Source organism: Microvirgula curvata (assembly GCF_054781615.1).
This window is the reverse complement of the sequence record NZ_BAAGUB010000012.1, coordinates 84797-97703: the sequence shown is the minus strand read 5'-3', so window position 1 is coordinate 97703 and position 12907 is coordinate 84797. Positions and strand designations below refer to the sequence as shown.

General features: G+C 62.6%; 10 protein-coding genes. 3 read left to right on the top strand and 7 right to left on the bottom strand.

Going from position 1 to position 12907, the window contains the following annotated elements; translation table 11 throughout:
* The 3 genes from ACYVG8_RS07215 to ACYVG8_RS07205 form a co-directional block, all read right to left on the bottom strand.
* Nucleotides 1-1118, bottom strand: a 1118-nt coding sequence (locus tag ACYVG8_RS07215; protein WP_460745282.1) for an AMP-binding protein, incomplete at its 3' end; no start/stop codon positions are given.
* A 129-nt stretch (nucleotides 1119-1247) separates the two neighbouring features.
* Nucleotides 1248-2924, bottom strand: a complete 1677-nt coding sequence (locus ACYVG8_RS07210) for a cation acetate symporter (protein WP_028499674.1) — start codon at nucleotides 2922-2924, stop codon at nucleotides 1248-1250.
* Nucleotides 2921-3235 (bottom strand): DUF485 domain-containing protein, encoded by a 315-nt coding sequence (locus tag ACYVG8_RS07205; protein WP_028499675.1) that lies wholly within the window; start codon nucleotides 3233-3235, stop codon nucleotides 2921-2923. Before ACYVG8_RS07205 ends, ACYVG8_RS07210 begins: the two co-directional genes overlap by 4 nt.
* 321 nt (nucleotides 3236-3556) lie before the next feature.
* Between ACYVG8_RS07205 and ACYVG8_RS07200 the strand changes: the two genes are divergently transcribed.
* Both ACYVG8_RS07200 and ACYVG8_RS07195 read left to right on the top strand, forming a co-directional pair.
* On the top strand, nucleotides 3557-4465 hold the full coding sequence (locus ACYVG8_RS07200; RefSeq protein WP_107889939.1) for a LysR family transcriptional regulator: 909 nt from the start codon (nucleotides 3557-3559) through the stop codon (nucleotides 4463-4465).
* A 74-nt stretch (nucleotides 4466-4539) separates the two neighbouring features.
* The gene (locus ACYVG8_RS07195; protein WP_460745281.1) at nucleotides 4540-5979 is read left to right on the top strand and encodes a protein adenylyltransferase SelO; all 1440 of its coding nucleotides are present in this window, start codon (nucleotides 4540-4542) and stop codon (nucleotides 5977-5979) included.
* Here the strand turns inward: ACYVG8_RS07195 and ACYVG8_RS07190 are convergent.
* From ACYVG8_RS07190 to ACYVG8_RS07180, 3 genes are all read right to left on the bottom strand, one after another.
* Nucleotides 5963-6715 (bottom strand): UDP-2,3-diacylglucosamine diphosphatase, encoded by a 753-nt coding sequence (locus ACYVG8_RS07190; protein WP_028499678.1) that lies wholly within the window; start codon nucleotides 6713-6715, stop codon nucleotides 5963-5965. The genes ACYVG8_RS07195 and ACYVG8_RS07190 overlap by 17 nt on opposite strands.
* Before the next feature lie 149 nt (nucleotides 6716-6864).
* Entirely contained in the window at nucleotides 6865-7371 is a 507-nt protein-coding gene (locus tag ACYVG8_RS07185) for a peptidylprolyl isomerase (RefSeq protein WP_028499679.1), read from the bottom strand.
* A 21-nt stretch (nucleotides 7372-7392) separates the two neighbouring features.
* Nucleotides 7393-7953, bottom strand: coding sequence for a peptidylprolyl isomerase (locus tag ACYVG8_RS07180; protein WP_028499680.1), 561 nt, complete (start codon nucleotides 7951-7953; stop codon nucleotides 7393-7395).
* A 364-nt stretch (nucleotides 7954-8317) separates the two neighbouring features.
* Between ACYVG8_RS07180 and ACYVG8_RS07175 the strand changes: the two genes are divergently transcribed.
* Nucleotides 8318-10714 carry a hypothetical protein gene (locus ACYVG8_RS07175; RefSeq protein ID WP_460745279.1) on the top strand — a complete coding sequence of 799 codons (2397 nt, stop codon included), beginning with the start codon at nucleotides 8318-8320 and terminating at the stop codon, nucleotides 10712-10714.
* 5 nt (nucleotides 10715-10719) lie between these two features.
* On the opposite strand, the gene ACYVG8_RS07170 is transcribed toward ACYVG8_RS07175, so the two are convergent.
* Complete coding sequence (locus ACYVG8_RS07170; protein ID WP_112692666.1) at nucleotides 10720-12879, bottom strand: AsmA family protein; 2160 nt, start codon at nucleotides 12877-12879, stop codon at nucleotides 10720-10722.
* Between the last annotated feature and the right edge of the window lie 28 nt (nucleotides 12880-12907).

Here is a 12907-nt window from a genome sequence, read left to right as displayed (position 1 = left end):
GCGCCGAGCTTGATCAGCGAACGGATCGCCGTCGGGGCGGTGTAGAAGGTGGTGACCTTGTGGCGTTCGATCATGCTCCAGAAGCGGCTGGCGTCCGGGTAGGTCGGCACGCCTTCGAACACGACCTGGGTCGCGCCCATCGCCAGCGGGCCGTAGCAGATGTAGGTGTGGCCGGTGATCCAGCCGACGTCGGCCGTGCACCAGAACACGTCGTCCGGCTTGTAGTCGAACGCCCAGCGGAAGCTGTTGGCGGCGCCGAGCAGGTAGCCGGCGCTCGAATGCTGGATGCCCTTCGGCTTGCCGGTCGAACCGGAGGTGTACAGGATAAACAGCGGGTGGTCGGCTTCGACCCAGGTCGGTTCGCAGTCGAGCGGCAGGCCGGCGGTCAGCTCGTCCCAGCCGATGTCGCGCGCACCCATCGGCGTATTGCCGGCGGTACGCTTCTGCACGATAACCTTCTCGATGCTGTCGCAACCGCCGGCGTCCAGCGCTTCGTCGACGGTTGCCTTCAGCGGCACGGTCTTGCCGCCGCGCATGCCTTCGTTGGCGGTAATGACGATTTTGGCGCCGGCATCGATGATGCGGTCGCGCAGCGCGCCGGCGGAGAAGCCGCCGAACACCACCGAGTGAATGGCGCCGATGCGGGCGCAAGCCTGCATGGCAATGACGGCCTGCACCGTCATCGGCATGTAGATGACCACGCGGTCACCCTTTTCCACGCCGAGCTTTTTCAGGCCGTTGGCAAACTGGCACACCTGTTCATACAGGCTGCGGTAGCTGATCGGGGTGGACTGGCCGTCATCGGACTCGAAAATGATGGCGGTCTTGTCGCCATGCTGGTCGAGGTGACGGTCAAGGCAATTGTAGGAGACGTTCAGCAGGCCATCGTCGAACCATTTGAAGAACGGGGCATTGCTGCCGTCGAAGGTGCGGGTGAACGGCTTGTGCCAGCTCAGCAGCTCGCGGGCCAGGTCGGCCCAGAAGCCTTCGTAATCGTTGTTCGCGCGTTCGCAGACGGTGTTGTATGCCTCCATGCCGGACAGGGTGGCGTTCTGACGGAAAGCGTCGATCGGCGCGAAACTGCGGGTTTCCTTGAGTACGGATTCGATGGTGGACATGGCTGATTCTCCTTGGACATCTGTGAGACTGGTGTGGGGCAGTCCGGGTTGGGGCTTCCCCGACCCGGACTGCCGCCTCCCCGGTGGTGGCCGGGAAGGCCCCGCCCGTTTCCGGGCGGGTGACTTGCTTTAGTGCTTGGATGCGCCGGTGGCGCCGATGCCGGTCATGGCCCGCACGAACTGGGCGTCAAACCTGGCACGTTCTTCGTTCGCGGTACGCGAGTTGTCGAGGACCGAGATGAGCCAGGTGCTCAGGAACGCCAGGGTCATCGAGAACAGGGCCGGGTTCTTGAACGGGAACAGCGGGGCGTCATGCTTCAGCACATCGACCCAGACCGTCGGCCCGAGCAGGATCATGACCACGGCCGAGACCAGACCGATGGCACCGCCGAGCACGGCACCGCGGGTGGTCAGGCCCTTCCAGAACATGGACAGGAACAGGATCGGGAAGTTGGCCGATGCGGCGACCGAGAAGGCCAGGCCGACCATGAAGGCGACGTTCTGCGTTTCGAAGGCGATGCCGAGGATGATCGACAGCACGCCGAGCACCAGGGTGGTGATCTTCGACACACGGATTTCGTCCGCTTCGTTGGCCTTGCCCTTCTTGAACACGCTGGCGTACAGGTCATGCGACACCGCCGACGCACCGGACAGGGCCAGACCCGACACTACCGCAAGAATCGTCGCGAATGCCACCGCCGAGATGAAGCCGAGGAACAGGTCGCCGCCCACGGCATCGGCCAGGTGGACCGCCGCCATGTTCGCACCGCCCAGCAGCTTGCCGCCCAGATTGCCGCCTTCGAAGAAGTTCGGGTTGGTGCCGACCAGCAGGATCGCGCCGAAGCCGATGATGAAGGTCAGGATGTAGAAGTAGCCGATGAAGCCCGTCGCGTAGAACACCGACTTGCGCGCTTCCTTGGCGTTCTTCACCGTGAAGAAGCGCATCAGGATGTGCGGCAGGCCTGCGGTACCGAACATCAGGGCGATGCCGAGCGAGATCGCGTCGATCGGGTTGGACACCAGCTGGCCCGGTTCCATGATCGCCAGATGCTTGCTGTGGACTTCGACCGACTTGGCGAACAGCGCCTCGGGGCTGAAGCCGACGTAGGCCAGCACCATGACCGCCATGAAGGTTGCACCGGACAGCAGCATGATCGCCTTGATGATCTGCACCCAGGTGGTGGCCAGCATGCCGCCGAAGGTCACGTACAGGACCATCAGCACGCCGACCATGACCACGGCCGACGAGTAGTTCATGCCGAACAGCAACTGGATCAGCTTGCCGGCACCGACCATCTGCGCGATCAGGTAGATCGACACCACGATCAGCGTGCCGGTCGCGGCCAGCGAGCGGACCGGGGTCTGCTGCAGGCGGTAGCTGGCGACGTCGGCAAACGTGTATTTGCCGAGGTTGCGCAGCCGCTCCGCGATCAGGAACAGAATCACCGGCCAGCCGACCAGGAAGCCCATCGAGTAGATCAGGCCGTCATAGCCGGAGGTGTACACCATGGCGGAAATGCCGAGGAAGGACGCGGCGGACATGTAGTCGCCAGCGATGGCGAGTCCGTTCTGGAAGCCGGTGATGCCGCCACCGGCTGCATAGAAGTCGGACGCAGAACGCGTGCGGCGGGCAGCCCAGTAGGTGATGCCCAGCGTGAACGCGACAAACACGAAGAACATGATGATGGCGTGCATGTTCAGCGGTTGCTGCTTCACGTCACCTTCGATCGCGCCGGCGGCAAGCGCGGCGAGCGGGAGCAGGGCGATGGCACCCCCTCCCAGAATGGAAAGCCAGCGTTGTTTCATGCGTTCACCTCATCGACAATTTGCTGATTGAGCTGGTCGAACTCGGTATTCGCCCGGCGCACATAGATGCCGGTCAGGACGAAAGCCGACAGAATGATGCCGATACCCACCGGGATGCCCCAGGTGGTCACGCCGCTGCTGCTGATGGGCGTGCCGAGCGTATGCGGCGAAAAAGCCAGAATCAGGATGAAGCCGTAGTAAATGACCAGCATGGCGATCGAGAGCGCCCAGCCGAAGCTGGTTTTCTTGTGCACCAGCTCTGCGAACTTCGGGTTTTGTTGTACCCGTTTTAGGACTTCGTCGTTGTTCATCGTTTCCTCCTTTGGGTGGCGCGGACAGCGAAGGTCCGGCACGCAATGGAATGTACGTTGACGTTGACGTCAGCCTCCAATCGCAATTTTTGATGCAGAAAATCACGCAGACTGATGCTGTGGTGCACAAACCCAGTACTGGCAAGGCTTTGCGGGCTGTTAATGACACTGGGAAGTGCGAGAAAAATTGGAACTTTTGCTCTAATTTACTGCTGTCGCTTGTCATGACCCCTGTAGAATCAAGGTCAATAATTGGGAATGAGCGTCGCTTTTCGTCGCCCTGGTGACGTGGGCGGCGGCCAGCCAGACCAGGAGGAGTAGATGGAACTCTATCAATTGCGCACCTTTGTCACCGTGGCCCAGCAGGGACACCTGACCCAGGCCGCCGAACTGCTGCACCTGAGCCAGCCAGCCGTTACCGCACAGATCAAGGCGCTGGAAGAAGACATGGGCATGCCGCTGTTCGACCGCAGCGCCGGTGGTGTCCGGCTGACGCGGGCCGGCGAGGAATTGCTGCCGCGGGCCCAGTCGATCCTGACGTCCAGCCGCGATCTGCTGAACCACGCGCGCGGGCTGAAAGGCCAGTTGGCGGGACGGGCCATCATCGGCACCATCACCACGCCGGAAATGCTGCATATCGGGCCGTGGATTGCGTCGCTGGTGGAAAAATACCCGCTGCTGGATATCCAGATCCGTCACAACGTGACCGGCGTCATTCTGAACCAGGTGCGCAAGAAGGAAATCGACGCCGGCTTCTATATCGGCAAGAACCCGTATGTGAACGTCAATACCGTGCACCTGGCCGACATCCGCTTCCGGGTCATGGTGCCGAACGGCTGGCGCGAACGGATCGAAAGTGGCGGGCCGAAGGCGCTGGGCAAGATTCCGTGGGTCGGCATGTCGTCGCTGTCGAGTTTCAACAAGCTCTGTAGCGAATTGTGGCGCGAACTCAATATCGCCCCGAAAAAACTGATCGACGTCGACCATGTCCCGATCATGGCGACGCTGATGTCGGTCGGTATCGGTGCAGTGCTGATGCGCGAGGACGATGCCATTCGCGCCGACGCCGACGGCATGGGCTATCTGGTGCCCGATGTGGTCAAGACTGCCGAACTGCAGTTCATCTATCCGGCTGATCGCGATGGCGATCCGGTCATCGATGCGTTGCGCGTCGAACTGGCCAGCGAATGGCGCGGTCTGGGCGTGCCTGCTCCCGGGGCGCAGCCATAACCCTGCTGGCGGTGTGAATTTCGCCCCGGCAGCGCAGGCCGTATGCTGGCCGCTTTCCCTCAGCCGTTATCGCCATGCCGACCCTGCAACAGCGCCTGCTTCCTTCCCGCCATGCCGCGGTGCATGCCGAATTCGCCCGCCGGGTATTGCCGACCCCGCTGCCGTCGCCACGGCTGGCGATCGTCAACACCGCACTGGCCGCGTCGCTCGGCATCGACGCGCCGACGGCCGACGCGGTGGATACGGTCGCCCTGCTGGCCGGCAATGCTGGCGGAGAAGCGGCGGCCACGGTCTACGCCGGTCATCAGTTCGGTGTGTGGGTGCCGCAGCTTGGCGATGGCCGTGCCTTGCTGCTCGGCGAGATCGACAGTGCGGACGGCCCGCAGGAAATCCAGCTGAAAGGAGCCGGGCAGACGCCGTATTCGCGCATGGGTGACGGCCGTGCCGTGCTGCGTTCGTCAATCCGCGAATACCTGTGTTCCGAAGCGATGCACGGGCTGGGCATTCCGACCACGCGGGCGCTGAGCATGGTGACCTCGCCGGCCAGGGTGCGGCGCGAGCAGATGGAAACGACGGCGGTGGTGGCCCGGGTGTCACCGAGTTTCATCCGCTTCGGCCACTTCGAGTTCTTTGCCCACCACGGCCGGCTGGAGGCCCTGCGTGCGCTGGCCGACTACGTGATCGACCGCCATTTCCCTGCCTGCCGCGCCCATGCCGACCCGGTGCTGGCGCTGTTCGACGAGGTGGTGGCCCGCACGGCGACGCTGATGGCCGACTGGCAGGTGGTCGGCTTCTGTCACGGGGTGATGAATACCGACAATATGTCCATCCTCGGCCTGACGCTCGACTATGGACCGTTCGGCTTTCTGGATGGTTTCGATGCCGGCCACATCTGCAACCACTCCGATCCGTCCGGCCGCTATGCGTGGGACCGCCAGCCCGGCATCGGCCAGTGGAACCTGGCCTGCCTGGCCAGCGCCCTGCTGCCGCTGACCGGGCAGGCCGGGCTGGAAGCCGCGCTGGCACGCTATACCGGGCTGTTCGAGACCGCACTGGCCGCGCGCTTTGCCGCCAAGCTGGGTCTTGCCGACTGGCAGGACGAGCGGGACTGGCCGCTGCTGACGGCGCTGCTCGAACAGATGAATGCCGAGCGGACCGACTGGACGCTGTTCTGGCGCCGGCTGGGTGATTTTGCCGCGCAGCGCAATGAGGCGGTTCGTGACCTGTTTGTCGATCGCGAGCGCTTTGATCGCTGGGCCGCCGGCTATCGCCGCCGCCTGCACGGTGACGCGGCCGCACGCGGCCGGGCGATGCAGGCGGTCAACCCGCGCATCGTGCTGCGCAACTGGATGGCCGAGGCGGCGATCCGGGCGGCGGAACAGGAAGATTTCTCGCTGATGGCGGCACTGGCTGCCGCGCTGGCCCGGCCGTACGCCGACGGCATCGGCGACGAGGCCTGGGCCGGTCTGCCGCCGGACTGGGCCGACGGGCTGTCCGTCAGTTGTTCGAGCTGAGTGCGGCCAGATCGGCGAGCGGGTCAGCGCTGAAGCGCGGGCCGCCGGCATCGACCCACAAACCGCCCATCTGACCGGGACGCCAGTCCGGCAGCACCCAGCGCTCGCGCTGGTCGCGTCCGACACGGTGATAGTGGTGACCCGGGCGATGGGTATGGCCATGGATCAGCGTGGCCCCGGGATGCGCTGCCAGCAGGCTGGCCACGGCGCCGGCATTGACGTCCATGATTGCGGCCGGCTTGTCTGCCTTGTCGGCCTGGCTGCGTGCGCGCAGCGCACGGGCGATGGCGCGACGAATGGACAACGGCAGGTGTTCCAGCAACCAGCGCCGGGCAGGACGGCGGATGGCGGCACGGTAGCGCTGGTAGGCGACATCATCGGTGCACAGGCTGTCGCCGTGGCTGAGCAGGTAGCGGCGGTCGTACAGGGTGACGGTGGCCGGATCGTCGAGCAGGCTGACCCCGGTCCGGGCGGCAAAGCGCCGGCCGATCAGGAAATCGCGGTTGCCGTTCATGACCCGGACCGGCGTGATGGCGGTAAAGGCGGCCAGACGTGCCTGCAGGTCACTGGAGAAGGGCGTGTCGTCGTCGTCGCCCAGCCAGGCATCGAACAGGTCGCCAAGCAGGTAGAGCGCGTCGATGCGCCCGCTGGCTTCGCCGAGCAGGGCGGTGAAACGGTCATTGAAGGCCGGAGTATCGGCAGACAGGTGCAGGTCGGACAGGAAAAGGGTGGCCACGTAGGGTGCGGTCCGGCAAGGAGTGCCATGCGGGTTGGAAGAGCGGGCGCAGCGGGCAGGCACCGGCGCCATGGCAGCCGTCGGTACCCGCCTTCATCAGCAGCCGGAACGGTGCGGGCCAGACGCCTGCGCCGTTCCGGCCGGGCGGATCAGGCCGCGGCGGCTTCGACCACTTCGGCCTTTTCGACCACGACGTCTTCCAGCGGCACATCCTGGTGCATGCCGCGGCGGCCGGTCTTGACCGTCTTGATATTGTCGACCACGTCCTTGCCATCGACCACTTCACCGAACACGCAGTAGCCGAAACCCTGTGCATCCGCGCTCTTGAAGTCGAGGAAATCGTTGTCGGCCACATTGATGAAGAACTGCGCCGACGCCGAGTGCGGGGCGCTGGTGCGGGCCATGGCCACGGTGTAGATCTTGTTCGACAGACCGTTGGCGGCCTCGTTCTCGATCGGTTCGCGGGTCGGCTTCTGCACCATGCCGGCAGCGAAACCGCCGCCCTGGATCATGAAGCCGTTGATGATGCGATGGAACACGGTGCCATCGAAATGGCCGTCGCGCACATACTGCTCGAAGTTGGCAACGGTCTTCGGCGCTTTGTCGGCGAACAGTTGCAGAGTGATGACGCCGAAGTTGGTGGTCAGCTTGATCATTACAGTCTTTCCTGGGAGAAATTACGGAAGCAGCGTGGCTTTTTCGATCAGGACCGGCGTGGCCGGCACATCCTGATACATGCCCTGCCGGGTCGTCCTGCTTTTGGCGATGCGGTTCACGACATCCATGCCCTTGACCACGCGGCCGAACACGGCATAGCCATAGCCTTGCGTGGTCGGTGCCCGGTAGTTGAGAAAGGCGTTGTCAGCCACATTGATGAAGAACTGGGCGCTGGCCGAGTTCGGGTCCGAAGTGCGGGCCATGGCCAGCGTGCCGAGCTCGTTCTTCAGGCCATTATTGGCTTCGTTCGGAATCGGTGCACGGGTCGGCTTTTCCTTGAACGTGCGGTCAAAGCCGCCGCCCTGGACCATGAAACCGTCGATCACGCGATGAAACTGCGTGCCGTCATAGAAGCCGTCTTTCACATACTGGGTAAAGTTGGCGACAGTCTTCGGCGCCTGCTCCGGATAGAGCTCGACTTCGACCGTACCCTGGCTGGTCTTCAACGCAACATGCGGGTTGGCGGCCAGCGCCGTCAGTGAGCACAGGCCCAGCGCGAGCGCGACAAGCGTGGTTTTCATCAAGAGTCCTTGCTGGCGTTGTACTTGAGTGCCGAATTCTAGCACGTTGGCCCTTTTCTTCCTGTCGGCCGCGCGGGGTTTTCGCGACAAAATCACTGGCCGGCCACTGCCGGGGTGGATGACGGCCGGCGGCGGCAGATCATAAAAACCACAGTAATGGCTGAGTCATTTGCCATGCCGTTTTTCGCGGAGTAGGGTCTTTTCCGAAGGCCAAGGATAAATTCGGGGGCTGCGTTTGCCTGTTCAGTCATCGCTGCAGGTTCAAGTGGCGCCTGAATTTCCATTTGTGTCACCTCTCATTGAAAATCCTGCGCAGGCAATGATGTAGGCCACCTACAAGGTATCCGATATGATTTGCCGAATCATGACTGGCGTCATGGCCGCAGCCTGCCTGCCGGCGATCGCCAGCGCAGGCACAATGCAGAGTGCCTGTCTGGCCACTGCAGATTCAAATATCTGCATCGCAGGAGAAAGTCCAACGCTGGATCTGGTATCCAATCCTGTTCTGGCCCGCCATTTCAAGGGAAAGGAAAAGGAAAAACGGCTGATTGTCAATGGTGATGCCAAAGTCTATCTGTATGGCCAGGGCCGATTCATGCAGCCATTGGCGGCCATCGACAGCAGTACATACGTCACGAAGCGGGATAGCCTGGCAAGGAAAGCGCTGTCCTTCTACATGGTGCCCCGCGCCTGCTTTTTTCAGCATGAACGGCAGCAGGGACTCAGCCTTTGCAGCGAGCCGGGTGCAGATATGGCCATGCCGTCCAGTATGGACAGAAAAACATCCTCGATCCGTATCCCAAAGGGAATCCGGGTTTATGCATCGTATGACCGGATAGGTACGCGGGCGGAGCGCTGGTATGCATACGACGACAGCGATGTGGACATGGCAACCCTGGCCGCGAACGGGCAGCAGGACAGTATCCGGAAAATAAAAGTGGCCCGGACCCGCGTTGGCTGCGATCGCGGCTGCCCCATCGGGGTTTCGGACAGCTATGCACTCGATGCCATTTTTGGCGACATGTGGAATGGCCCGCTTTTTGACAGAAAAACATTCCAGTTCACCTTCAGGACCGGGCGAGGCTCCATGTTCGAGGTCTCGCTGGATGGCCATGGCGGCGTCAGTTTCGTGCTGCATGGCGGTGTGCTGTACATTTATCACGCAGGTGCGAATCGTGCACAATTTTCCTCGGTATCCATCGCCAGTGATGTCCGGTATCTGTCGCTTGCGATTGAACTGATTACCAATGAATATATTCGCTATCAGGTTATTGGGCTTGACCACAGCAAGAAAATGCTGGGTGTGTCGCCCATTTTTTCAAAATTCCCGAATTACGCACCGCTGGGCGGAGAAATAAAGAATGATCCGTTAAAAAGGAGCACCTTTACCATCAAATCAAGAAGTCAGGATGTGCAGATTGAAAATCTGACTTTTGCGGTAATGGTGAAACCGGAAAAGGACAAAAAACGCTCTGCTGCCGGCCTGGCCATGTGCTACCTCATGCCTGTTCTGGCTATTTACAATTATGTGACCAGCGGGGTGTGCAATCAGCCGGATCGGCTGTATCGCTATCTGAAAGGCATGGTCATTCCCCGGAAAGCGCTGATGCTTCATGTGGCCGGCGATGCCGATGCGAAGCCGAGAGACACGTTCGCTCGGTATGGCATGCCGGCTTTCAGCAAAATCAACGAACTCCTGATGAACGGGCGCAATCAATTCCAGGCCTACGGCATAGCGCGGGCATGCAGACTGCCGATGGAAATCGTGCTGGTATCACGCGATGCGGGCCGCGCGGTGAAACGCGGCACGGACCACCATTGCCTTGTCCGGACGCAAGATATCCTGAGTGCCTTCAACCGGGTGTTCGGTGATACCCGGGATGCCTCCCTGTTCAACAGGGTGATCGCCAACATCATCGAAACCGGCTCTACCGGTCATGCGAGCAGTGAGCCGCAGGCAGAGCAGCATCTGGTCCGCCTGGTACTGGCATCAGCACGGCAGCAGGATGTGGATACCATAGGGACTGCCATCCTGGCTTATTCCAGCGCGGCCTCCCTGTACTATGCCTCGGCGCTTCAGGTCTTGAATCCGGAGGACGTGCCCGACCCGGGCGGGGAGGCGCCGGACATGGCCCCGTCAGATGCCGAGATGGTACATGCTCCGCTTGGCGAGTACCGGCTGGACCTCCAGCGCAGTGTGGCCAGGACGATCCCTCCGAGGCGGTGGCAGGGCAGGCACTGGGTTGCGACCGATCAGGATTTCACCACGACCGTGTTTCCGGCCTCGCAGGCAAGGCGCAACAACCCGGCCTTTGCTGCGCTCTATGTCGAACTGCAGTCCTGGGCTTCCCGGTTTGACGATAATGCCACCGTGGGGATGGCTGCCGTGCCATCACAGCTGCCTATCTCATTGCGACGCTGGGGGTATGCGTTGTCAACGACGTTTGTCCAGGAAGCCACGCAGGGCTTCAGGCTGGGATCCCATGTCGTGGCCGTCTATTTCCGTGGCCGCCTGGTCAGCATGCTGCTTGGGGAAATCAGGGAAGGCGTTGGCGAGGTCATCTCGATCGTCTCCCACCCGCAAAGCGTGCTCAAGCCGTACACCGAAAGCAGCCTGCGTGGCGGTGGCAGCCGGGCGCTGGAGGCATTCATTGCGCTGTGCCGGGAACGCAATGTCAGAAGCATTGCCGCCCGTGCCGTCACGCCACCGTCAGCCACAATGCATGCCCGGCTTGGTTTCCGGCTGGCAGATGAACTGTAGGCGGCTTATTTCAACACCTGCAGCGGGCGCGTCAGCTGGTCCTTCAGGACCTGCTGCTTTTCTGCATCGGTTTTCTTGTCCTTGACCAGGGCATTGAAGTCCAGCGCGTAGGTCGGGGCGGGCAGGGCACCGGTGATCTTGATCGGTACATTCAGTCCCTTGAGTTTCGGGAACTCTACCGGATTGGCGCGCACATTGAATGCATAGTCGACGATGTTCTGGCTCAGATCGAGCTTGCCCTGGCCATTGAGGTCGATCAGCGGTGAGGCCAGCTTCAGGTCATGGTTGCGACCGACGCCCTTGTCGAAGGCAAAGCTTGCCGACAGCCGCTGGAACGGCGTCTTCTGCTTCAGGTCGCTGGCGATGGTCTGCGTACCCCATTGCGACAGCTCGGCCGGCAGGTTCTTCAGCGCTTCGACCAGATTGATGCCGGTCAGCGCACCCTCGGACAGGCTGACCGACAGTGTGCCGCCCAGCGTGCTGCGCAGCTCGTCGAACGTGCGTCCGCTGGCCGTCAGGTCGGCGGCACCGTTGCCGCGCCCTTCGATGCGGCTGAAGTCGAACAGGTCCTTCAGCAGAGGATGCACATTCATGTGCGACAGCTTCTGGTCGATGTGCAGCGACGGCGTGGCGTCGTTGCTGATGCTCAGCGTACCGGCCAGCACCCCCTGGTAGATCTGGGCGGTAAAGCGGTTGATGTCGACGCCGGTGCTGCTCGCCCTGACATCCATGTCGACCTGCTGCACCGAGAAACGGCCGACGTCGAACTGGCCGATGGCGACCCGGCCGTTCAGATCGACATCGGACAGCCAGTCGAGGTTGATCTTCTGGCTGGAACGCAGCAGCGGGGCCAGCGGCCCGTCCTGCGCCGGCAGGTAGCGGTTCAGGTCGAGCCGGGCCAGCGTCAGCGAGACGTCGTGATGCGGCCTGGTAAAGCTCTTCTGGCGGATGTCCAGATCGAGCCGGGCCCCGTCGAACAGACCGCTGAGGCGGGACTGCAGCGTTTCCGCCTGCAGGTCGGCGTCAATCTGGCCGGTCAGCTCGGTGCGGATCACGCCGCGCGGCAGGTAGGGCGTGCTCAGCGCGGCGCGCACACCGGCCGGTTGCAGCCGGAGCGACGACAGACCGTCCATCACGGCCGGTGCCGAATACTCGACCTTCAGCCGGTTCTTGCCGTTTTCCCACTGGAAGTTGCCGGCAATATTCTGCGCCTGGCTCCGGCCGTTGGCCGAGCGGACATTGCTGGCCTGGCCGTCCAGCAGATAGTGGGTTTCCTGGTCGCCCAGGTTCAGCGCAAAGCGCACCGACGGCGCAAAGATGCCGTCGGCGGACAGGTCCAGTTTCGGCGCGCGGATGACGGCGGTGGCGGCGGGTTTGGCGGTTTCCAGCTTGAGTTCCAGCTGGCTGGCCTCAAGCAGTCCCCTTGCCTGGTTCAGCATCAGGCTGCCGGTCAGCTGTGCCGACAGCACCTGCATGCGGGGCAGGTGGGTTCTGGCATCGAGCGCGAAACCGTCGACGCGGACCTGGTCGTCGGCGATCGAGACCGGCAGCTTGCCATGCAGATCGAACTGGCGGCCGTCCCAGGCCAGTTGCGTCGACACCTCGATCTCGCCGCTGTCTTCCATATTGCCTGCATCAAGACGCAGGGCGGTCAGCCGGCCCTTGCGTCCGGAAATCTCGTCGCGCCAGCTGATGTCGCCATCGGCAATGGACAGATCGTCCAGCTTGACGTGCACGCGTTCGTTCTGCTGCCGGGCATCGAACAGGTCGGCAATGTTCATCGTGCCGTCCGGGCGCCGGATGACGGTCGCATCGACGCCGAGCAGGCGCACCTGCCTGACCAGATAGTGCTTTTGCAGCAAGGGCAGCCAGGCGAAGCGCAGCTCGATCCGGCGCATGGCGGCAAAGTCGCTGTGGCCGTCCGCCTCGCTCAGCGACACATTGTCGACCGCGATCCCGGGACGCGGCCAGAACAGCGGGGAAACCGGGCCGCTGACCTTCAGCGTGCGGCCCTGGGCGGCAAAGGCGTGTTCAAGCTCGCGGCGAGCGGCATCGCTGTCGAATTGCCACAGCAGCAGCAGGAAAACCGCCAGGCCGGCGATAACAGTTGTCAGCAGCGCATAAACCGCGGTTTTCAGCCAGAAGCGACCAGAGTTGAAATTCATCAGGTGTCGCAATTGCGGTCAGTGTGGG